Source organism: Streptomyces chattanoogensis (assembly GCF_001294335.1).
Taxonomy (GTDB): domain Bacteria; phylum Actinomycetota; class Actinomycetes; order Streptomycetales; family Streptomycetaceae; genus Streptomyces; species Streptomyces chattanoogensis.
The window spans coordinates 47,495-68,248 of record NZ_LGKG01000139.1 but is presented as its reverse complement, the minus strand read 5'-3'; the positions used below and the strand labels follow the sequence as shown (position 1 = coordinate 68,248).

At 72.1% G+C, this 20,754-nt stretch carries 18 protein-coding genes and 1 other RNA gene; 13 read left to right on the top strand and 6 right to left on the bottom strand.

Annotated features, from left to right (window positions below; translation table 11 throughout):
* Positions 1–89: 89 nt before the first annotated feature.
* From ADL29_RS19155 to ADL29_RS19130, 6 genes are all read left to right on the top strand, one after another.
* The gene (locus ADL29_RS19155; RefSeq protein WP_245689520.1) at positions 90–2,099 is read left to right on the top strand and encodes an ATP-binding protein; all 2,010 of its coding nucleotides are present in this window, start codon (positions 90–92) and stop codon (positions 2,097–2,099) included.
* Positions 2,096–4,420, top strand: coding sequence for a WD40 repeat domain-containing protein (locus ADL29_RS19150; RefSeq protein ID WP_053924876.1), 2,325 nt, complete (start codon positions 2,096–2,098; stop codon positions 4,418–4,420). Before ADL29_RS19155 ends, ADL29_RS19150 begins: the two co-directional genes overlap by 4 nt.
* Positions 4,421–4,755: 335 nt before the next feature.
* Positions 4,756–5,445, top strand: a complete 690-nt coding sequence (locus tag ADL29_RS19145; protein WP_053924875.1) for an RES domain-containing protein — start codon at positions 4,756–4,758, stop codon at positions 5,443–5,445.
* 531 nt (positions 5,446–5,976) lie between these two features.
* On the top strand, positions 5,977–6,360 hold the full coding sequence (locus ADL29_RS19140; RefSeq protein ID WP_046928323.1) for a hypothetical protein: 384 nt from the start codon (positions 5,977–5,979) through the stop codon (positions 6,358–6,360).
* A 233-nt stretch (positions 6,361–6,593) separates the two neighbouring features.
* Entirely contained in the window at positions 6,594–6,986 is a 393-nt protein-coding gene (locus tag ADL29_RS19135; RefSeq protein ID WP_245689519.1) for a VOC family protein, read from the top strand.
* Positions 6,987–7,046: 60 nt separating this feature from the next.
* Positions 7,047–8,510, top strand: coding sequence for a hypothetical protein (locus ADL29_RS19130; RefSeq protein WP_053924874.1), 1,464 nt, complete (start codon positions 7,047–7,049; stop codon positions 8,508–8,510).
* A gap of 47 nt (positions 8,511–8,557) precedes the next feature.
* Here the strand turns inward: ADL29_RS19130 and ADL29_RS19125 are convergent, their stop codons facing one another.
* Complete coding sequence (locus ADL29_RS19125; RefSeq protein ID WP_053924873.1) at positions 8,558–9,577, bottom strand: isopenicillin N synthase family dioxygenase; 1,020 nt, start codon at positions 9,575–9,577, stop codon at positions 8,558–8,560.
* 920 nt (positions 9,578–10,497) lie between these two features.
* Between ADL29_RS19125 and ADL29_RS19115 the strand changes: the two genes are divergently transcribed.
* The 3 genes from ADL29_RS19115 (at position 10,498) to ADL29_RS19105 (ending at position 12,336) form a co-directional block, all read left to right on the top strand.
* Entirely contained in the window at positions 10,498–11,115 is a 618-nt protein-coding gene (locus tag ADL29_RS19115) for a TetR/AcrR family transcriptional regulator (RefSeq protein ID WP_053924871.1), read from the top strand.
* 54 nt (positions 11,116–11,169) lie between these two features.
* Positions 11,170–11,742: an SRPBCC family protein gene (locus ADL29_RS19110; protein ID WP_063788499.1), complete on the top strand. Its 573-nt coding sequence runs from the start codon at positions 11,170–11,172 to the stop codon at positions 11,740–11,742.
* 96 nt (positions 11,743–11,838) lie between these two features.
* Positions 11,839–12,336, top strand: a complete 498-nt coding sequence (locus ADL29_RS19105; protein WP_053924870.1) for a glycine-rich domain-containing protein — start codon at positions 11,839–11,841, stop codon at positions 12,334–12,336.
* A gap of 146 nt (positions 12,337–12,482) precedes the next feature.
* Here ADL29_RS19105 and rnpB read toward each other — a convergent pair.
* Positions 12,483–12,894, bottom strand: an RNA gene (gene rnpB, locus ADL29_RS19340) — RNase P RNA component class A.
* Between the two features lie 77 nt (positions 12,895–12,971).
* Between rnpB and ADL29_RS19100 the strand changes: the two genes are divergently transcribed.
* Positions 12,972–13,784: a MerR family transcriptional regulator gene (locus ADL29_RS19100; RefSeq protein ID WP_053924869.1), complete on the top strand. Its 813-nt coding sequence runs from the start codon at positions 12,972–12,974 to the stop codon at positions 13,782–13,784.
* On the top strand, positions 13,781–14,389 hold the full coding sequence (locus ADL29_RS19095; RefSeq protein WP_053924868.1) for a hypothetical protein: 609 nt from the start codon (positions 13,781–13,783) through the stop codon (positions 14,387–14,389). Before ADL29_RS19100 ends, ADL29_RS19095 begins: the two co-directional genes overlap by 4 nt.
* Here ADL29_RS19095 and ADL29_RS19090 read toward each other — a convergent pair.
* On the bottom strand, positions 14,376–15,860 hold the full coding sequence (locus ADL29_RS19090) for an RNB domain-containing ribonuclease (protein WP_053924867.1): 1,485 nt from the start codon (positions 15,858–15,860) through the stop codon (positions 14,376–14,378). The genes ADL29_RS19095 and ADL29_RS19090 overlap by 14 nt on opposite strands.
* A 281-nt stretch (positions 15,861–16,141) precedes the next feature.
* Here ADL29_RS19090 and yaaA point away from each other — a divergent pair, with 281 nt between their 5' ends.
* On the top strand, positions 16,142–16,939 hold the full coding sequence (yaaA, locus tag ADL29_RS19085) for a peroxide stress protein YaaA (RefSeq protein ID WP_053924866.1): 798 nt from the start codon (positions 16,142–16,144) through the stop codon (positions 16,937–16,939).
* Between the two features lie 263 nt (positions 16,940–17,202).
* Positions 17,203–17,868 (top strand): bifunctional 4-hydroxy-2-oxoglutarate aldolase/2-dehydro-3-deoxy-phosphogluconate aldolase, encoded by a 666-nt coding sequence (gene eda, locus ADL29_RS19080; RefSeq protein WP_053924865.1) that lies wholly within the window; start codon positions 17,203–17,205, stop codon positions 17,866–17,868.
* Between the two features lie 82 nt (positions 17,869–17,950).
* Here eda and ADL29_RS19075 read toward each other — a convergent pair whose 3' ends face one another.
* From ADL29_RS19075 to ADL29_RS41225, 3 genes are read right to left on the bottom strand one after another with little or no spacing between them, the layout of a single operon-like run.
* Positions 17,951–19,141 carry a bifunctional RNase H/acid phosphatase gene (locus ADL29_RS19075; protein WP_046928275.1) on the bottom strand — a complete coding sequence of 397 codons (1,191 nt, stop codon included), beginning with the start codon at positions 19,139–19,141 and terminating at the stop codon, positions 17,951–17,953.
* Between the two features lie 3 nt (positions 19,142–19,144).
* Positions 19,145–19,888 (bottom strand): zinc ribbon domain-containing protein, encoded by a 744-nt coding sequence (locus tag ADL29_RS19070; RefSeq protein ID WP_211274352.1) that lies wholly within the window; start codon positions 19,886–19,888, stop codon positions 19,145–19,147.
* Positions 19,885–20,751, bottom strand: a complete 867-nt coding sequence (locus ADL29_RS41225; protein ID WP_053924864.1) for a Nif3-like dinuclear metal center hexameric protein — start codon at positions 20,749–20,751, stop codon at positions 19,885–19,887. Before ADL29_RS41225 ends, ADL29_RS19070 begins: the two co-directional genes overlap by 4 nt.
* Positions 20,752–20,754 lie beyond the last annotated feature (3 nt).

Sequence of the window (20,754 nt, the reverse complement as noted above, 5' to 3'; positions counted from 1 at the left end):
ACAATAAAGAGATGCCGAACAGTGCGGGCGAGATTGAACGAACTGGGGCCAATGAGGCGGAAGTTGACGGTCAGCGCACTCTGTTCACCGTGGCGGTACGGGACTACCCGGACAGCGAGGAGGGGTTCGCCGAGGGCATCGACGACCAGCTGTCGGTGGTGCGCGAGTGGTGGTCCCCCTTCCGGCACATCGCCGCGCCCGAACTGCAGAGCCGCCATGACGTCGAGCGGTTCCTCGAACAGGAGAACGTGCGCGAGACCACCGGCGAGGCGCTCGTGCTGTTCGTCACCGGACACGGTATGGCCGGCAAATCGCAGTCCCACTTCCTGCAGTTGCCGCAAACCGACGAACTGCGCAAGCTGGCCACCGCCGTCCGCACCTCCGACATCGTCACCGCGGCCCTCGACTCCCATGCCGAGAACGTCCTGGTCATCGTCAACACCTGCTACGCCGGCGGACTGCAGAGCGAACTGGCCGCTCTGTACAAGGAGATACAGAAGAGCCGCCGCACCAAGTGCAAGCTGGATGTGCTGGCCACCTGCGAACACGATGCGCCGGTCCAGGTCCTGCGGTTCTCCACCGTGCTGCGCGGTGTCTGGAACCGGCTGCGCACCAACGCCGGCATCACCACCCCGCACCTGAGCGTGGCGACCCTGATGGCGGAGTTCGAGAACGAGCTGCGCACCGATGCGGCAAAGGCCAAGCACCGGCTGCACCGGGTCATCGACGGCAGCGGGCAGACGAGAACGACTCCGTGCATTCCCAATCCCGGCTTCCGCCTCGTGCGCGAGCTGGTCGGCATCCCGCGTCAGCAGGTGGCCACCCCGGCCGACGACTACTGGCTCGACCGCGCCACCGGGCGCGCTCAGGAGCACGATTCCGGCTGGTACTTCCGCGGCCGCGAACGCCTCAACCGCCGGCTCGCGGCGTTCCTCCAGCCGTCCCAGGCACGCGGCGTGCTGCTGGTCACCGGGGTGGCCGGCAGCGGGAAGTCGGCCGTTCTGGCGCGGGCCGTGACCCTCAGCGACCCGCTGTTCAGGGAGAACCCCCTCTACAAAGCCGCCCTCGACCAGGCGGAGCCGGACACCGTCCCGCCCGAGGGGTCGGTGACCACGGCCGTCCTGGCCCGCCACCGCATGGCCGCCGATGTCGTCGCCGACATCCTGCACGGCCTCCAGCTGACCCCCGAGTCCCCGGGTTCGGCCCAGGACGCCGTGGCGGTGTGGTCGGCCCAGCTCGGGCACCACCTCCGCACCGTCCAGGGCCCTGTGACGATCGTCGTCGACGGCATGGACGAGGCCCTCGAACCCCACCGCATCATCGACGACGTCCTCGCCCCCCTCAGCGCGTTCTGCACCCCCCTGCCGGCGGCCCCCGCCGTGCCCGGTCAGCGCCGGGGCGCACACCAGCCGGCGGCGCTGCGCCTGCTCGTCGGGGTCCGCAGCAGCATGCCCGTCATCCAGGGCGCCGCCCCCGCGGAGGAGGAGCACGGTCTTCTCGACGCCCTGTGCAGCGCCTTTCCCACGGCGGTCGTCGAGCGGACCGACGACCCGCTGAGCGGTGATGACATCGTCGCGTACGTACATGCCCTGATCTGCGGCGACGGCCGGCACCGCAACACGGCCCTGGAGGCCGCCCAGGAGGTCTCCAAGTTGGTGTGGCCGTCGTTCCTCGATGCCCGGCTGGCCGGCGAACAGCTGCGCAGCAGCGACGATCCGGCCGCCGTGGTGAAGGAGCCGCAGTGGCGGCGGATGCTGCAGGACGGCACCACCGGCCTGCTGCAGCGCGACCTGATACTCGTGGCGGACGAAGGCCTCCCGTCGGACGTCGCCCTCGCGCTGCTGCGTGCCAGCGCCTATGCGCTGGGCGCCGGAGTTCCCTGGTCGACGATCTGGCCGACCATGGCCGGCCCGTTCCTCGGACGCCCCTTGGAGAACCCCGACGAGATGATCGAAAAACTCCTCCGCAGCAGACTCAACGGCTACCTCGCCCATGACCACGAAGACGAACGGCGCGTCTACCGGCCCGCCCACGAAAGGCTTGCGGAGAAGCTCCGCGACATGAACCTGGATCTGCTGGGCCGCAAGGAGCCGGTATGAGCGGCCGGCACCCGGGTCCCCACAACGGAGACATCCACCGCCAGATCGCCGACGCACTGGCCGCGCTCGTCACCGACGACGCCACCATCCCGCCCCACCCCTATCTCAGCCGGCACCTCGCCCAGCACGCCGCCTACGGCAACGTCCTCGACGACGCGCACGTCCCGCCCGCCCTCCTGCCCTGGGAGTCCAGCGCCACCGTCCGGCGCCTCTTACACCGCCAGGACACTCCCCGTACCGAGCAGTCCTGGCTTCATGCCTGGGCGGCCCTCGAACCGTTCCTCAACGGCGCCGATGCCACCTCCCGGCTCGCCAGTCTGCATCTGGCCCACCACGCCGCCGCCTTCCGCCGCACACCGCCGTCGCAACTGCCCGACGCCACCCGCCTGGCGGGATCCCGCGTCAGCCCCCTGTGGAGCGACTGCGCTCCGCCCGACAGCATCTGGGCCGTCACCGACACCCGTATCGAAGCCCTCGCCCTCGTCACCGCGCCGCCCGGCCGCCCCGTTCTCATCAGCGGCGACGAGCACGGAACCGTCCGCTTCTGGCGCCTCGACGGCGCCCCCGCCGCCACCCCCGTGCACACCGACGGCGGCGCCATCCAGCATCTGCTCCCCCTCCACGACGGCCTGCTCGCCGCCGGCAGCACCGACGGCACCATCCGCATCCTCGACGGCGCCCGCGGCCGCCTGGTCACCGAAGCCCACCACCGCCCGCACACCTGGGTCAGCTCCCTGGTCCGCTACACCCCGGCAGGCCACCCGCCCGTCCTGCTCGCCGCCCACAGCGACGGCCACCTCACCGCCCTCGACACCGAAACCCACCGCCTCACCGACCTCGATCTCCCCACGCTCCAGTCCGCACCGGCTCTCCTGGCCGGTGTGCAACGGCCGGACGCCGACGGCATGCTCCTGGTCATCGCCCAGCACCGCACCGTCAGCCACTGGGACGGCCGGACCCTCACCGCCACCGCGCAATGCGACGGCCGGCTGCGCGGCATGCTCGCCCTGCCCCAGCCGGGCCGCTACGCGACATGCGACGAGTCCGGGGACCTCAGCATCTGGGACGCCACCGCCCCCCGCACTCCCGTCGCGCAGGCCTCCAGGCTGCACACCGGCGCCCTGACCGTCCTGGCCACCGCCACCGTCGACGGCCGTCCCGCCCTCGCCTCCGCAGGGACCGACGGCACCGTTCGCCTGTGGCACACAGCCAGCGCACGCCCCCTCGGCGACGCCTTCCAGGGCCACACCGCCCCCGTCACCGCCCTGACCGGCTTCACCGCCGACGGGCAGGCCCGCATCGTCACCACCAGCGCCGATCACACCGTCCGCAGCTGGCCCCTGCACGGCCTCCCGCCCCGCCGGCCCCGCCCGGTATGGCGCCGTATCAACGCCGCGGCCATGCCCGCCACCTGCACCCACACCCGCCAGCCGCTGCTCGCCGTCGCATCCGAAGAAGGCGTTCGCGTGTGGAACATCCACACCGGCCGCCATCGCACCATCGCCGACGGCGAGACACCCACCGCCCTGACGTGGGCGCGCGTCGAACACACCCTGCTGCTCGCCGCCGCCCGCAGCGACGCGGGCATCACCCTCCACCCTCTGGGAATGGACACGGCCGCGTCCGCGCCCCTCCCCGCCCTGACGGGCCATGCCCTGCCCGTCACCGTCATGGCCGCCCTCACCCACCGTTCCACGGCCCTGCTGGCCACAGGCAGCACGGACGGCACCGTCCGGCTGTGGAACCTGCACACACACGAACAGCTGGCCGTCTTCCCCGACCACAACCTCAGCGTCCGCGCCCTCACCACCCTCGACACCGCCGACGGCCCCCTGCTCGCCTCAGCCGGAACGGACGGCACCGTCCGGCTGTGGAACCCCGGCACCCGGCAACAACACGGCACCACCCTCCGGTGCGGTCAGCACACCATCAACGCCCTGGCCGCCGCCCCGGCCGGCCTCTGCACCGCCCCCACGATCGCCACGGCCGGCCAGGACGGCACCGTACGCCTGTGGAACCTCGACGCCGGCCGCCTCACGGCACACCCCCTGCACCTCAGCCCCGACGACGGCCCCCTCACCGCCCTCACCTGCCTTCGTACGCCCGCCCAGCGCACCGTCCTGGCCGCGGCCGGCCGCAGCCGTATCCACCTGTGGGACGCCGCCACCGGAAGCCCCCTGCTGCAGATCATCACCGGCCGGCCCACCACCAGCCTCGCCGCCCGCCACCCCTCGCTGGGCACCACACCGGCTTCCCCCTGCCTGCTGGCCACCGGCGAAGCAGGAGTCCGGGTGTTCCGTCTCCACCTGGACCAGACCTGACGACGGCCGTGCGCCGCACGTACGCCGCAGCGCTCCCGGTGTGCGCCCCCGACCTCAAGCCGAAATCGGCACATGCCAGCGGCTCCTCCGGGAAAATGATCCGCCACAGGCACCGGCGCGCACCGCGCACACGGCCTGCACGGCCCGGCAACAGCCGTCCGACTCCGCCAGCTGCCAGCACATCCCCAGCGAGGTCCCATGAACGCAGCCTTAGCGGCCCAGCCCTCCCCTGCCGCCTTACCGGCACACACCACAACCCGGATACCGGCCGTCCCTCCCCCGCCACACCATCCCTTCGCTCCCCCGGCACCCACGGCAGGAAGGCGGCCTCATCGATGACCACGTACGACGAGCCGCCGGTCACCCTGATCGCCGCCCCGCCTCGCGGCGTATGGCGACTGGGCAGGGCAGAGGACCCGCTGCAGTACAACCGGCTCGAACTCGAGACCAGCCTGGGCTCCTCGGCCGGCCGCTTCAGCCTCCCCAACTTCGGGATGCTCTACTGCTGCAGCGAACTCACCGGCTGCTATGCGGAGGGCCTGGCGCCCTTCCGCGTACAGCCCGTCATCCGGGCCCTCCTGGACGACGAATCGGCCGCCCCCGCCCTCATGAAACCCGGCCACCTCCCCTCCAGCTGGCGCGAACACCGCATCCTGGTGCGGCTGCTCCCCCACAAGGAAGCCCGTTTCCTCGATGTCGACTGCGAGGCGACGCGGGCGGTCCTCGCCAAGGAACTCCACAGCGAACTCGCCGCCTGGGGCCTCAGCGGGCCGCTGACGGACGATCACATCCACGGCCGTGACCGGCGGATCGCCCGGCAGATCGCGGCCTGGACCGTTGCCCAGCGCAATGCGGCCGGCCACATGCTGGCGCAGGGCATCACCTACCACTCCGGGTACGGCGGACGCAGGTGCTGGGCGATCCTGAACGGCACCGACCTCGAGGAAGCCGAGCGCAGGCCGGTCCTCGCCGAGTCGGTGGAACTGCAGGAGGTCGCGAAGGAGTACGGGCTCACCGTGTGGTGAGCCTGCTGCGGGTGGGCGTAAACGTCGCTCGAAGGGGCGCATTCGCCGTGTCATGACTCAGTTCACTCCCACGACTTCCCCCGGCCGCGCAGACGGCAAGACCCCAGCTCAGAACACTACTCTCCAGTAGATGGTGGACTTTGAGGGTGTTTTGAAGGGGGAAAACGGTGGAGTAGGCAGCGTGTAAACGGGTAGCCTTACCTCAACACCAAACAGGAGAACCCATGTTGGAACACAGACTGATCCACTTACCTCCCGGCCAGCCGCCACCCCCCGACCGAGCAGCGTGTGCCCTCGCACGGACGCACCACCCTCCCCATCTCCTCCAGGCTGCCACCATGCGTTCCGCCGCAGCGAACCACCGCACGGCCACGCCCATACGGCGCCACACCGCCCACCGCGGCTGACCACCTGGCCGGGCACACAAGCCGGCCAGGAATTGTGCAGCGCCTATCAGCCTTTACCGGCGCCCCGCGCCCATCCTCCGCTCACGCACCCCCAGGGACGCCAGCGACGAGGAACGAGGAGACCATGCAAACCCAGCGAGAGATCACCGCTGAAGAAGCCGCCCACCGCGAGACTGCACGACAGACCATTGCCGAGATCGCACGGTTCCTGCAGGACACCTTCAGCCAACGGCTCACGGCCCACATCGCCGGCATCGAAGACCCCAAGCAGGTCGGCAAATGGTGCACCGCGCACAACACCCCGCGCATCGATTCGGAACTCCGTCTGCGCGCCGCCTTCCAGGTCTTCCAAACCATCGAGCACGCCGAGAACTGCCACACGGCGCGCGCATGGATGATCGGCATGAACCCACAGCTCGACGACGATTCGCCCCTCCAGGCGATCGCCGCCGACCGCTTCAAGGACGTCATGGCTGCAGCACGCTCCTACATCAAGGGCGACCTGTAGATCCCATCGCGCCTCAGCAGCACCGCAGGCATTCGGTCGCGCGCCCCAGCCCCTCCGGCACCTTCCAGGCCGCTCTCCTCACCAAAACGGCGAGAGGCCGGATCCCCGACGAGGTCATACACAGTGGCCCCACGGCATGCAGAGGAGGCGGCTGGGGCGCACCGATACGCGGAGGACGGTGGGCCGGAGCACGGCCTGGCAGCGCCTGGCAGGGCCTTGTCGATCATGCTTCTATGGTCGGCATGCATGACAAGGACGAGGCACCCGCCCGCTTCAAGGACCTTGCGGTGGACGCTGTCGATCACCAGGCGCTGGCCGACTGGTGGTGTGCGGCGATCGGCTATGTGCGCAGGCCGGCCGCAGACGGGGGTCAGCGTCCGGTGCAGTGGCCGGTCCCGATCAGCGATCCGGCCGGAGCCGGCCCGTTGATCTGGGTCAATCCGGTGCCGGAGCACAAGACGGTCAAGAACCGCATGCACCTCGACGTGTGGGGAGACCCGGACCGGCTCGTCGCCCTGGGGGCGACCGTGATCCGTGAGCGTGACCACGAGATCGACTGGCATGTGATGGGGGACCCCGAGGGGAATGAGTTCTGCGTGTTCACTCCCCCGGACACCGCCGCCTGAGCCGGGCCGGGCAGCTCAGGAAGTTGACAGCGTCCGGGCGCGGCGCCAGAGTCCCGGCTGGTGGACATAAACGATCTTATGCCTGCGGAGCTGCGGGTGTGGCAGGCCTTTCCCCGGGGCACGTCCGTGGATCTCCGTACGGCGGACGACGAGGACACGGCGCAGGGGGCGGACTGGGGACCCGAACGGACCGTCCGGGCCGCCGTGTTGCGGGCCCTGCTCCTCAACAGCCCGCTGGAGGACGGAGAGATACCCGCCCTCAGACTGGCGGGCGCGCGGATCACCGGGGCCCTCGATCTGCAGCACGGCACGATCGACCATGCCATCCGGCTGAGCGACTGCTTCTTCGAGGACGTACCCCTGCTGTACGCCTCCCGGCTGCGCCAGCTGGACCTGACCGGCTCCGTACTGCCGGGGCTGGCCGCCGCCACCGTACGCGTGGACGGCATGGTGCATCTGACCGGCTGCCGGTTCCTCGGGCCGGTGCGGTGGGACGGGGCGCAGATCGCCGGGGCGCTGTTCATGGACGGCTGCGAGATCACTCCGCCGGACGCCGTAGGGCCTGCCCTCCGGCTCGGCTATACGGCCATCGGGGACAATCTGTGGGCGCCCGGACTGCGCACACACGGAGAGGTGCGGCTCAGCGGCGCCTCGATCGGCGGGTCGGCCAGCCTCGACGATGCACGGCTCAGCCACCCGGGCAGCGTCGCCCTCGACGGGCAGACTCTCGCCGTGGGAGGCGACTTCCACATGCGGCGCATCCACACGCAAGGCTGGATCGGCCTGCGGGGCGCCCGCATCAGCGGGCGGCTCGACCTGTCGTACGCACGCCTGTCGAACCCCGGCGACGCGGCGCTGCGCGCAAGCAGCTGCACCATCGGGGAACTCTGGCTGCGCAAGAGTCCGCCCATGGAAGGCACGCTGAACCTGCGCCGCGCCCAGGTCGACGCCCTGCTCCTGGAACCGGAGGCGGTTCCGGACGAGGTGCTCCTCAACGGCCTCGTCTACACCACCCTCACCCCGCACGAGCCCGCAGAGCGCCGCCTGGCGATGCTGAACAAGGACCGCGAGGGCTATCTCCCCCATGGCTACGAGCAGCTGACCGCGTCCTACCTGCGCGTCGGGGACGACCACGCCGCCCGCGTCGTCCAGCTCGCCAAGCTCCGCAGGCACCGCCGGACCCTCCCCTGGTACGGCCGTGTGTGGGGGCACCTCCAAGAGATCACGGTCGGCTACGGCTTCCGCCCCATGCTCGCCTGTGTCTGGCTGGCGTCCCTGCTCGCCGTCGGATCGGCCGCCTACAGCCTGCACCACCCCCGCCCGCTCAAGGCGTCCGAGGCCCCCGACTTCAACCCGGTGTTCTTCACGCTCGACCTGCTGCTGCCGGTGATCTCCTTCGGCCAGGAAGGGGCGTTCGCCCCGCAGGGCTGGTACCAGACGCTTTCCTACGCCCTTGTCATCGCCGGGTGGATTCTGGCCACGACGGTCTTCGCCGGCGTGACCCGCACCGTCAGCCGCCAGTGACCGCCCGCACTGGCCTCGGGTCAGCGTCGAGCCCGGACCCGTCCGGTCTACTCGGCCGCGCTCAGCTCCTGGGTGAGAAGGGCCGTGTGATGGCGGCGGGCGACCTGCGGATGGGCACGCAGCCAGCCCTTCAGCTCATTGAGCCCGTATTCGGCGAACAGAGGGTTGGCCGGGTCCTGGGTGACACCGGGGGCGTGCCGGGCGTGCGGGAACGGCAGCGGGGCGATACGCGCATCCAGGCGCGGGTTGTAGAAGAACGGCACGGAGTACCGCTCCACGGCCCCGGGCGGGCTGACCACACGGTGGTTGGTCGCCTTGAGGTAGCCGTTCGTGGCCACCTCAAGCAGTTCCCCGAGGTTGACCACGAACGCCCCCGGCAGCGGCGGAACGTCGTGGAACTCCCCGTCGGTGCGCTGCACTTGGAGCCCGCCGACCTCGTCCTGCAACAGCAGAGTGAGAAAGCCGTAGTCCTTGTGGGCGCCGACGCCCTGCCCGGTGCCGTCGGCGGCGCTGCCGGGGTAGCGGACCAGCTTCAGGTGCAGGTGCGGGTCGGTGGCGAAGACGTTGTCGTAGAAGTCGGCGGGCGCGCCGATCGAGGCGAGCAGCTCGTGCAGCAGCCGGTTGCCCACCTCGGTGAGCCGGTCCACCCAGGCAAGGGCCGCGGTACGCAGCTCCGGCAGGGCGGCCGGCCACTGGTTGGGGCCCTCCAGCCACAGGTAGGCGGGCTCGCCCGGGCCGGGGGTGCGGGCGGGGCGCTCGGCGCCTATGTCGAGCTGGTCGCGCCAGTCACGGCCGCCGCCGGTGCGCTCGTCACCGATCCGGGTGTAGCCGCGGAAGTGCGGGGACTCGAGATTGCTCACGGCGAGGCGGTCCGCCTCCGGAAGCGCGAAGAAGCGACGCATGGCGCCGAGGAGCGCATCGGTCTGGGCCGGGGTGACCCCGTGGCCGGTGAGCTGGAAGAAGCCGACGTCCCGGGCGGCGGTGTGGAGCTGCGCGTGCAGGTGGGCACGCTCCTCGGGACCACGGGAGGCGGCTGACAGGTCAATCACGGGAAGCTGCTGCGACATGGTGTTTTCCGCGGGGTGAGGGCCGGGCCGTACTCGGTGATGACCGAGCGTGCCGCGGCAGACCCGGGTAGGGCGGGCCGCGAGGCCGGGCAGAGGTGAAGAGAGAAACCCGCCTGCGCGGAAAGGGCCGGCAGGGGGAAGCGGAGTCAGCCGGAGCGTCGACAGGACATGCTCGTGACGCGGAGGAGATCCACGTGGCGGCGTCGAACGAGCAGGAGCATGGCAGGAAGGATACTGCGCCGACCGGCGACCAAAGTGTGGCGCGCGTCACGCGGGGCCTTTCCCCGCCGCACCGGTTCTCCGCTTCCCCCACCCGTCAGGAATTTCCCGAGCGCATTCCGGCGAGTGGACGGTAAATCGTTTCGTCGCCACCCACAAGGAGGACCCTTTGCGTAGTCGGCACAAGGGCCGGGAAAGTCATCGCATGAAATACCAACCGCCTTACATCAAGGGGTAGTTCATGCGTCGCATCGCCGCTGTCGTCCTGGGAACCGCCGCACTCCTCGGGGTCATCGCCACCCCGGCCCAAGCGTCCGGCGGAGGCGTCGCCGACTCCGCTATCGCCGTCGTCGGTCAGGCGTGGGGCGCCACCATGCCGGCAAGCCTCACGCAAAACGCCGCGGACGCCGCCCTCACAGCCAGTAGGTAATGACGAGAACAAGGCGGTGGGGAGGACGCGTACACGCTCCCCACCGCCGGTTCATATACAGCCGGCTCACACACAACCGCCGGCTCATTTCCCACCGCCCGCCTCAGCAATCGTCTGAGCGGCGCTTTTCCATGAACCGAGATGCTCTGCACAAGGCCGCACCCGCCGAAACGATCGGCCTACGGGGAATGGCTGGAGGCCCCTCAGGGAAACCGGCTGCGGCTCAGGCGCACCGGCCGCCCGCATTCCCGCGTGTGGTAGCACTGCCTGCATGAAGGGCAAGCCCACCGAACGCGCCGGCTATCACCATGGCGGCCTCCCCGCCGCCCTCACCGCGGCGGCCATCGAGCTCCTGGACGAGCGCGGGATGGAGCATGTGACCGTACGGGAAGTCGCGCGACGGGCAGGGGTGTCACCGGGAGCGCCGTTCCGGCATTTCGCCGACCGCCAGGCGCTGCTGACAGCGGTTGCCGACCGCATCCTCGCGGATTTCGGAGAGTGGCAGCTCGGCATGGTCGCAGACGCCGAGGGTTCCGTGATGCGCGCTTTCGGCCTGGGCTTCGTCCGTTTCGCGATCCGCTACCCGCGCCGTTTCGAGCTGATCAAGACCAGGGTGTTCGGCGACAGTCAGCCCCCCGAACTGCGCCGGCGCCTCTCCGACATCGAGCGGGTTCTCACCGGCATCATCCTCACCGACCAGAAGGCCGGTGTGCTGCGTCCCGGCGATCCCGCGATCGTGGGCCTGGCGGGACAGGCAATCGTCTACGGCCTGTCGCAGATGATCGTCGACGGATATCTGCCGCCGGACCGGGCGGAGCAGCTGGCCGAGGAGGTCCTGGACACCTTCGGCCTCGGCATCGCCAACTCCCCTGGCCGCACGGGACCTTGACCGCCCCTTCACCCGCTGATGTAATCACTGATTACATCAGCCGAGGAGGCTCCGATGCCCGTACCGCGTCTGAGGCGCATACCGCGATTCCCGGAACCCGCGGCCACCGGCACGGTGACCATCAGGGCAACCCCGGCCGATGCCTACCGCGTGGTCAGCGACCCGCCCGTCATGATCCGTCTCGCCGAAGAGGCCCACCGTGCCCGCTGGCTGGGCGGCGCCACGGCGGCGGCGGTCGGCGCCCGCTTCCGCGGCCACAACCGCAACGGCCTGCGCCGCTGGGTCACCACCTGCCGTATCACGGATGCCGAACCGGGCCGGCGCTTCGCCTACGAGGTGACGGCGGCGCTCGGAGTCCCCATCTCCCGCTGGCAGTACGACATCGCCCCCACGACCGAGGGCTGCACCGTCACCGAGACCAACTGGCTGCGGGTGCCGCTGTGGTTCATCCCCTTCGCCGTCCTGATCACCGGCGTCTCCGACCGCATCGGCATCAACAACGCCAACATCGGCACCACGCTCCAGCGCCTCACACAGCATCTGGAGTCACCCGTGCCCGGTTCCGCGGACAGCGCGGCGGACATCGCGGCGGACAGCCCGGAGCACGGTGGTCGACGGGTGGGGTGACCGAACGAAGAGACTCCCGCCGGGCCGGATCGTTCCTGGCAGGTCGAACGGCCGGGGCGGGCGCCCGAGGAAGCACACCAGGAAGGAAGCACGCACATGCACGATGTACGCGGTTTGCTCGCTCCTGACGCGTTCAGGGGTGTCGTCGCAACCGTCATGGACAACAACCCCGGCATGGACGAGCCCACGGCCAGGCGCGTCGTGGCAGAAGCCCTGAAATTCCTCGTGGCCGCCGCGAAGTTCCCGGCGGCGACCGTCCGGCCTTCGCGCATCGTCGACGAGGGGTGGCACGCCCTCATCCTGCACACGGCGCTGTACGCCACGCTGTGCGCCCGGCTCGGACACTTCATCCACCACTACCCCGACGGGCCGGACCACACCGATCACACTCCGGACGAGCACCTGCGGACCGTGGCCCTGATCGAAGAGGCGGGGCTCAGCGCGGACAAGGAACTGTGGACGGTGCCGACCGACGCACCGGTTCCGGTGGGGGCGAACTGCAGACGGCGCCCCGGCCATCCGGGCGGCGGCTGTTCCACCTCTTCCTGTGGCTCCTCTTGCGGCTCTTCCTGCGGTGGGGGTGGGGGCGACTAGGGGCCGTGAGCCAGGCCCGCCGCCTACGGGACGGGCCGGACGGTGAGTTCGTAGGCGGCTTGGTGGCGAGGCCTTCGGCCGTGCGGTCCGATTCGGCCCGGTCTGCGTATTCCGCCCCCGCCCTCGCAGGTGAGGGGCGCAGGCGGCGGACGAGTCGGCCTGTACGCCGGGTTCTGTCTCCCCCGGTCCTTGCGGGCCGAGGGGAGGCGGCCATCCATCTAGGGCTGCCGTTGCCGACAGCCTCGTGCGGTCTACCCGCGGACTCGGGCGGGCAGCCCTCGGTCGTCCGCGCAGAGCCATCATCCCAGTCGGAATGGCAGCTCCTCTTGACCTTGCTCCGGGTGGGGTTTACCTAGCCCTCCGAGTCACCTCGGAGGCTGGTGGTCTCTTACACCACCGTTTCACCCTTACCGAGGCCTTGCGGCCCCGGCGGTCTGTTTTCTGTGGCACTGTCCCGCGGGTCACCCCGGGTGGGCGTTACCCACCACCCTGCCCTGTGGAGCCCGGACGTTCCTCGGGGAGACCGGAAGGTCTCCACGCGGCCGCCCGGCCGGCTCGTCCGCCGTGCCGACCATGCTACCTGGCGCGCGGCGGCGGCTTGACCTTGTCGCAGCGGCAACGTTTCTACTGGCCGCATGAGGATCGGAGAACTCGCAGGTCTGGTCGGCGTGAGCACCCGCGCCGTGCGCCACTACCACCATCTCGGGCTGCTGCCCGAGCCCGAGCGCCGGGCCAACGGCTACCGGGAGTACGGGCTGCGGGACGCGGTCGCGCTGGCGCGCGTGCGGCGGCTGACGGAGCTGGGGCTCGGGCTGGAGGAGGTGCGGGACGTGCTCGCCGACGACTCCGGGCGCGAGCTGCACGAGGTACTGGCCGAGCTGGACGCGGACCTGGCCCGCCAGGAGGAGGAGATCCGGGCGCGACGGGCCCGGCTGACCGCGCTGCGGCGGCAGGCGGAGGAGCACGGCGGGCTGCCCGCGGAGGGGCCCGTATCCGATGAACTGGCCGCGCTCTTCGGGGAGATGGCCCGCGCCTCGGCGGCGCGTCCCGGTCCGGAACCCGCGATGGCGGCGACGGAGCGGGAGGTTCTGGCGCTGCTCGAGTCCACGGGGGGAGAAGAGGCGGGCAAGCGGATGGTGGAGCTGCTCGGGGAGGCGGCCTCGGCGCCGGGGGCGATGGAGCGGACGTACGAGGTGTACGGGCTGCTCGACGCGCTCGCCGAGGCCGCACCGGACGACCCCAGGGTGGCACAGGCAGCACAGGCGCTCGCCGGCTGTATTCCGGACGCGGCGGTTGCCGGGGCGGGCGCGGAGAACTGGGCGCGGGCGGCCGGAGGGGGTGCGGAGGCGGACGGCGGATTTCTGGCGGCGTACTACGCGCAGTTCGCGCCCGCGCAGGCCGAGGCCGTGCGCCGGGCGATCCGGCTGGTTGCGGAGCGTGTCCGGTGAGCCGGGTCGGTGCGCTGCGCCGGCTGGCCGCCCATGAGGCCCGGTGGCTGGCCGGCCTGGTGTGGTGGGTGGCGCGGCGGCGGATCGGGGTGGCGGCGGACGAGCGTCCCCTGGCGTACGCGGCGGGACAGGCGGCGAACATCTACGGGCTGACGTTCGTGTGCCTGGTGGAGACCGTCGCGGTGGGCGTGCTGCTCGCGGATCATCCGGTGCCGCATGCGGTGACGCTGGTCCTCGACGTGTACACGGTGCTGATGATGCTGGGGTTCCAGGCGGCGGCGGTCACCCGGCCGCATGTGCTCGGGGCGGAGAGCCTGCTGTTGCGGGACGGAGCCCGGATGGAGATACGCATACCGCTGGAGCGGATCGCCTCCGTACGGCACGACCTCCGGTTCTCCGAGAAGCGGGAGGAAGAGACCCTCGTCATGGCGGTGGGCGGGCAGACGTCCGTGACCGTCGTGCTGGCCGAACCGGTCGTTGCCGTACGGCTGTTGGGGCGGCGGGAGGTGGTGCGTACGGTGCGGTTCCATGCCGACGACGCGCGGGGCGCGGTGGCGGCCGTACGGGCGGCGGCCGGGGAATCCGCGGCGGTCAGGCAGGGGTGAAGCGGACCGGGGCGCTGCCCGGTTCGGCGGCGGTGAGGCGGACGCGGATGCGGTGGCCGAGGGGGAGGGCCGGGCCGTCGGCGGCGGACTCGATGTGGCCGACGACGGCGGGGTCGTAGAGGTGGACGGTGCCCTGGGTGGGGTCGTCCTCCTCCCTCTCGACCACCAGGGCGTCGAAGACCTCGCCCACCCGGTCGCGCAGCAGCGCCGCCTCCACCAGGTCGACGCAGGCCCGCTCCACCTGGTTGGCGCGCTGGGTGCCGGTCTCCATCTCGTCCGGCAGTGCGGCCAGCGCGCCGCGGACCCAGTCGGCGGGTGCGGCGCCTGCCGAGGCGGCCAGGCACAGCTCGGAGGTGTAGCGGTCGACCAGCCGCCGCAGCGGCGCGGTGGCGTGCGCGTACGGGGCGGCGACGGCGGCGTGCTGTGCGGCGGAGGCGTCCGGCGGGGTGCCGTCGAAGGCGGTGTAGCCCGCGCCGCGCAGCAGGGTGGTGCACTCCTGGAGGAAGGCCGCATGGGCCTCGCGGCGCGGGTCGAGGGTGCGGATCAGGGCGGCGTACGAGGTGTGGTGCGGCCAGTCGACGCCGAGCGCGCGGGCGGTCAGCCTCAGGCGGGCCACGGAGCCGTCGCGGGCGATCGGCAGCGTACGGAGGATGCCGGTGCCGGAGGCGAGCATCAGCTCGGCCGCGGCCATGCCGGTGAGCAGGGAGATCTGGGCGTTCCAGCCGTCGGCCGGGAGCGGGGCGCGGTAGGCCAGGGTGTAGCGGCCGTCGTGCTCGATGATCTGCTGCTCGGGGACGTGGAGGGAGATCGCGCCCCGGGCGACCTCCTGTTCCTCCCGGAGCAGGCCGATCTCGCGGAGCAGGGCGAGCGGCTCCTCGGCGGTTCCGTCGTCGATGACCCGCTGGACGCCCGCGTAGTCGAGCCGGGCACGGGAGCGGACCAGGGCGCGGCGGACGGAGGCGTTGGTCAGGGCGCCGTGCGCGTCGAGGTCGAGCTGCCACAGGACGGCCGGGCGGTCCTGGTCGGGGAGCAGGCTGGCGGCGCCCTCGCTGAGGGTGTGCGGGTGCAGCGGGATGCGTTCGTCGGGGAAGTAGAGGGTGGCCACGCGGTGGTGCGCCTCGGCGTCGAGGGCGCCGCCGGGGGTGACGAAGGAGGCCACATCGGCGATGGCGTAGTGGATGCGGAAGCCGCCGCCGTGCCGCCGGGACAGGAACATCGCCTGGTCGAGGTCGAGGGCACCGGGCGGGTCGATGGTGAAGAGGGGGAGGTTGGTGGCGTCCTCGAGGGTGTGCTCGGTCACCACCGCCCCGTCGCCGGCCGGGATACGCGGGGCACGGGCGGCGCTCTCCGCCTCGGCCTGGGCCGTGGGCGGGAAGTGGTCCGGGATCTCCAGTTGTCCGCGCAGGTCGTGCAGCGCGGCACGCAGCGGGGCCTCGGCAGCGTCGGTCACATGCATATGGCGACGGGGCATGAAACCGAGCGTATGGCGGACCGGCGGTTGCGGCTCGGTGTGATCGTCCAGCCCGGCGCACCGGGCGCCGGCGGCCCGGTGCGCTCCCCCGCGGCCGGGGCATCGGGCGCCCGTGGTGCGGTGCCGGCCGCCCGCCCCTGCGGGTCCGGCGCCGCCGCAGCGAGGTGACCGCCCCGGCGCCCGCGCCGGGGCGGAATTCCCCTGTGACGGCGTGCCGCGGCGCAGGCCATACGCTTTCTTGGGGCCGCACCCCCACCCGTACCGCCGTGAAGGAGATCACCGTGCTCGTGCTGTTGCCGCCGTCCGAGGGGAAGGCCACGGGAGATGGGGGTCCGACGTTGGACGTGGGATCACTGTCGCTGCCAGGGCTGAACCCGGCGCGCGAGGCGGTGCTGGAGGAGCTCGTCGAGCTGTGCGCGGGGGACACGGTCAAGGCCCAGGAGGTGCTCGGGCTCAGCCAGGGGCTGCGGGGCGAGATCGGCAAGAACGCCGGGCTGCGCAGCGCGGGGACCCGGCCGGCCGGCGAGATCTACACCGGAGTGCTGTACGACGCCCTGGGGCTGGCCTCCCTGGACGCGCGGGCGCGGCGGCTGGCCGAGGAGTCGCTGCTGGTGTTCTCGGGGCTGTGGGGCGCCGTACGGATCGGCGACCGGATTCCGTCCTACCGCTGCTCGATGGGCGTGAAGCTGCCCGCGCTGGGGGCGCTGGGCGCGTACTGGCGGGCGCCGATGGCCGAGGTGCTGCCGGAGGCCGCCGGGGCGGGGCTGGTGCTGGATCTGCGGTCGGCGGCGTATGCGACGGCGTGGAAGCCCAAGGGCGAGGTGGCGGGGCGCACCGCCACGGTGCGGGTGCTGCAGTCGAAGATCGTGGGCGGGGTGGAGAAGCGGTCGGTGGTCAGCCACTTCAACAAGGCGACCAAGGGGCGGCTGGTCCGCGACCTGCTGACGGCGGGGCTGCGGCCGGAGGGCCCGGCGGAGCTGGTGGAGGCGCTGCGCGGGCTCGGTTACGTGGTGGAGGCCGAGGCCCCGGCCAAGGGTGGGAAGGCGTGGGCCATCGATGTGATCGTGACGGAGCTGTAGGACGTCCGACGTCCAAGGTGCTGTGTGCCGGGCCGGACGCCCGATCCGACGTCCGACGCCCAACCCGACGCCTGACGCCCGACGCCCCACGTCCGACATCCGACATCCGACGTCCAACGTCCTGCGTCCTGCGTCCCGCACCCTTCTGCCCCGCCGGCTCTGGGACGTGGGACCGGGACTCAGGTGCCCGGCACCCGGCACCCGGCGCGCACGATTGCACCATACGCAACAGTCGTTGCGAGGCATGGAAAGCCGAGCGCACCATGGGCGGCGTGACCAGCGCCTCCTCCCCCGCGCCCGCCTCCCCCGCCCCCTCGGTCCTCGGACTCGCCCCCGTCATCCCGGTCGTCGTGGTGCAGGACGCCGCCGATGCCGTACCGCTCGCCCGTGCGCTCGTCGCGGGCGGGCTGCCGGCGATCGAGGTGACGCTGCGGACACCCGCCGCTCTGGACGCCATCCGGGCCATCGCCGCCGAGGTCCCGGACGCGGTGGTCGGCGCCGGGACGCTGCTGGCCCCGGAGCATGTCGCGGCGGCCCGCGCGGCCGGTTCCCGCTTCCTGGTCAGCCCGGGCTGGTCGCCGCGGCTGCTGGGGGCGATGAGGGACTCCGGAGTGCCGTTCCTGCCGGGCGTCTCGACGGCGTCGGAGGTGGTCACACTCCTCGACGAGGGCATCACCGAGCTGAAGTTCTTCCCGGCGGAGGCGGCAGGTGGGACGTCCTACCTCACCTCACTGGCCGCCCCGCTCCCCCGGGCCCGGTTCTGCCCGACCGGCGGGATCGGCCTGGCCTCGGCACCCTCGTATCTGGCGCTGCCGAACGTGGGCTGCGTCGGCGGCACCTGGATGCTCCCGGCGGACGCGCTGGCCGCGAAGGACTGGCGCCGGGTACGCCAACTCGCCCGGGAGGCAGCACAGTTGGCGGCGCCCTGACGCTCACTCACACGAACGGGGTCGGACGTGGGACGCCCCACGTCCCACGTCCGACCCCGCATCCGTACGCGTGCCGGACCCGCTACCGCAGATGCGCCGTCTCGTTCAGCAGCCGCAGTGACGCATTCCCGTCCGCGTAGTACGCCACCGCCGACAGCGACGCCGCGGACAGCTCCATCCGGAACAGCGCCTCGGGCGGGGCGCCCAGTGCCAGCCGGACCAGGGTCTTGATCGGCGTGACATGCGTGACCAGCAGGACGGTCTTGCCCGCGTAACGGGCGACCAGCTTGTCGCGGGCGACCGCGACCCGGCGGGCGACCGTGGCGAAGGACTCGCCGCCGCCCGTGGGCGCCGCCTTGGCGGAGGCGAGCCAGGCGTCGAGGTCCTCGGGGTAGCGCTCGCGCGCCTCGGCGAAGGTCAGCCCCTCCCAGGCCCCGAAGTCCGCCTCGCGCAGCCCGTCTTCGATCCGGACCTCGAGGCCGAGCCGGTCGGCGACCGTCTGCGCCGTCTCCCGGCAGCGCCGCAGCGGTGAGCTGACGACGGCCTGGATCGTGCCGCGGGCGGCCAGCGCGGCGGCGGTGGCCTCGGCCTGGCGGCGGCCGGCGGCGGAGAGCTCGGGGTCGCTGCCGCCGCCGCTGCCGGAGAAGCGCTTCTGGGGCGTCAGCGCGGTCTCGCCGTGCCGCAGCAGGACGAACGTCGCGGGCGCACCGAGGTCGGGAGCGCCCCAGCCGCGCGTCTGCGACGAGGCCTCCGCCGCCTCGGCCGCCTCGTCGGCGGCGCGGGCGGCGGCGCTGCGCGCCGGCTCCCCGGAAGCGCCCGCGGCCAGCGCCGCCCTGGAGCCGCCCGGCTCCCACTGCTTGCCGCTCTTGCCCGCGTCCATCGCCTCGTTGGCGAGCCGGTCGGCGTGCTTGTTCTTCTCGCGCGGGATCCACTCGTAGGTGACCCGGCCGGGCGGGAAGACCTTCGCGGCCTCGGCGGCCAGCGGCTTCATGTCCGGGTGCTTGATCTTCCAGCGGCCCGACATCTGCTCGACGACCAGCTTGGAGTCCATCCGTACGCGGACGGTGGCCTCGGGGTCCAGGGCGTGCGCGGCGCGCAGCCCGGCCACCAGGCCCTTGTACTCGGCGACGTTGTTGGTCGCGGTGCCGATGTACTCGGCGGCCTCGGCCAGCGCCTCGCCGGACGCCGGGTCGAGGACCACCGCGCCGTAGCCGGCGGGCCCCGGGTTGCCCCGGGAGCCGCCGTCCGCCTCGACGATGAACGTCCGCGCCATGACCTACAGGCCCGAGTCGGGCGTGCGGACGAGGATGCGGGTGCAGTTCTCGCAGCGCACAACGGTGTCCGCGGCGGCCGCCCGGACGTCGTTGAGCTCGGTGATGTTCAGCTCCAGGCGGCAGCCCTCGCAGCGGCGCTGGTAGAGGCGGGCCGCGCCGATGCCGCCCTCCTTGGCGCGGATCTTGTCGTAGAGCTTGAGGAGATCGGCCGGGATGTCGGCGACGGTCAGCTCGCGCTCCTTGGTGGCGGTGGCGGCCTCGGCGTCGATCTCGGCGTGGGCGGCGTCCCGGCGCGCGGCGGCGTCGTCGACCTTGGCCTGGATGGCCTCGACCCGGCCGGTGAGCTCGGTGACCCGCTCCTGGGCGGCCTCCCGGCGCTCCATGACCTCCAGGACGACGTCCTCCAGGTCGCCCTGCCGCTTGGCCAGCGAGGTCAGTTCGTGCTGGAGGTTCTCCAGGTCCTTGGGGGAGGTGACGGCGCCGGAGTCCAGGCGCTTCTGGTCGCGGGCGGCGCGCTGGCGCACCTGGTCCACGTCCTGTTCGGCCTTGGTCTGCTCGCGGCTGGTGTCGCTCTCCTCGGTCTGCGCGGCGACCAGGAGGTCGCGCTGCTGGGTGAGGTCGGCCTCCAGGGTCGCCAGTTCGGCGAGCTCGGGCAGGTTCTTGCGCCGGTGCGCGAGCTGGGTGAGCCTCACGTCCAGGGCCTGGACGTCGAGGAGGCGGATCTGGTCGGCGGGCGCGGCGTTCAGCGGGGGGCTCCTGTGGTGTGTGTCGGGGTGGTGAGCGGGGCGGACGCCGCGTGGGCGGTCCAGGGGTCGGTGACCGTACGGGAGACATGCGTGCGCAGGCCCCAGCCGTGCCGGTCGGAGACCGCGTCCAGCTGGGCCGCGGCCTGCTCGCACCACGGCCATTCGGTGGCCCAGTGGGCGGCGTCGAGCAGCGCGAGCGGGGTCTGCTGGGTGGCCTCGGAGGCCGGGTGGTGACGCAGGTCGGCGGTGAGGAAGGCGTCCACACCGGCGGCCCGGACGTCGTCGAAGAGGCTGTCGCCGGAGCCGCCGGAGACGGCGATCCGGCGGATCTCGCGGTCCGGTTCGCCGGCCGCCCGGATGCCCTGCGCGGTGGCGGGCAGCCGTGCGGCGGCGTACGAGGCGAAGTCGGCCAGCGTCATCGGGTGTGGGAGCTCGCAGATCCGGCCCAGGCCCCGGCGGCCGGCCGGGTCGCCCGGGTCCGGTACCAGGGGGCCGAGGATGCGCAGATCCAGGGCGCCGGCCAGGGCGTCGGAGACTCCGGGGTCGGCGGTGTCGGCGTTGGTGTGCGCGACGTGCAGCGCGATGTCGTGCTTGATCAGGGTGTGCACGACCTTGCCCTTGAAGGTCGAGGCCGCAACCGTCGTCGTACCGCGCAGATAGAGCGGGTGGTGGGTGACCAGGAGATCGGCGCCGAGCTGCACCGCCTCGTCGACGATTTCCTGGACCGGGTCGACGGCGAACAGCACACGGCGGACCTCGGCTCCGGGGTCACCGCAGACCGTGCCGACGGCGTCCCACCCTTCGGCCCGCTCGGGGGGCCAGAGGGCGTCGAGCGCGGCGAGGACTTCAGACAGTACGGGCACGGG

Bases quoted from the DNA above. Each gene is read 5' to 3' on its own strand.
- ADL29_RS19090 (WP_053924867.1), bottom strand. From the start codon at position 15,860: ATGCCCCGTCGCCATATGCATGTGACCGACGCTGCCGAGGCCCCGCTG.
- ADL29_RS19115 (WP_053924871.1), top strand. From the start codon at position 10,498: ATGAAGGGCAAGCCCACCGAACGCGCCGGCTATCACCATGGCGGCCTC.
- ADL29_RS19125 (WP_053924873.1), bottom strand. From the start codon at position 9,577: ATGTCGCAGCAGCTTCCCGTGATTGACCTGTCAGCCGCCTCCCGTGGT.
- ADL29_RS19140 (WP_046928323.1), top strand. From the start codon at position 5,977: ATGCAAACCCAGCGAGAGATCACCGCTGAAGAAGCCGCCCACCGCGAG.
- ADL29_RS19110 (WP_063788499.1), top strand. From the start codon at position 11,170: ATGCCCGTACCGCGTCTGAGGCGCATACCGCGATTCCCGGAACCCGCG.
- ADL29_RS19145 (WP_053924875.1), top strand. From the start codon at position 4,756: ATGACCACGTACGACGAGCCGCCGGTCACCCTGATCGCCGCCCCGCCT.
- ADL29_RS19150 (WP_053924876.1), top strand. From the start codon at position 2,096: ATGAGCGGCCGGCACCCGGGTCCCCACAACGGAGACATCCACCGCCAG.
- ADL29_RS19075 (WP_046928275.1), bottom strand. From the start codon at position 19,141: ATGGCGCGGACGTTCATCGTCGAGGCGGACGGCGGCTCCCGGGGCAAC.
- ADL29_RS19135 (WP_245689519.1), top strand. From the start codon at position 6,594: ATGGTCGGCATGCATGACAAGGACGAGGCACCCGCCCGCTTCAAGGAC.
- ADL29_RS19105 (WP_053924870.1), top strand. From the start codon at position 11,839: ATGCACGATGTACGCGGTTTGCTCGCTCCTGACGCGTTCAGGGGTGTC.
- ADL29_RS19100 (WP_053924869.1), top strand. From the start codon at position 12,972: ATGAGGATCGGAGAACTCGCAGGTCTGGTCGGCGTGAGCACCCGCGCC.
- eda (WP_053924865.1), top strand. From the start codon at position 17,203: ATGGGCGGCGTGACCAGCGCCTCCTCCCCCGCGCCCGCCTCCCCCGCC.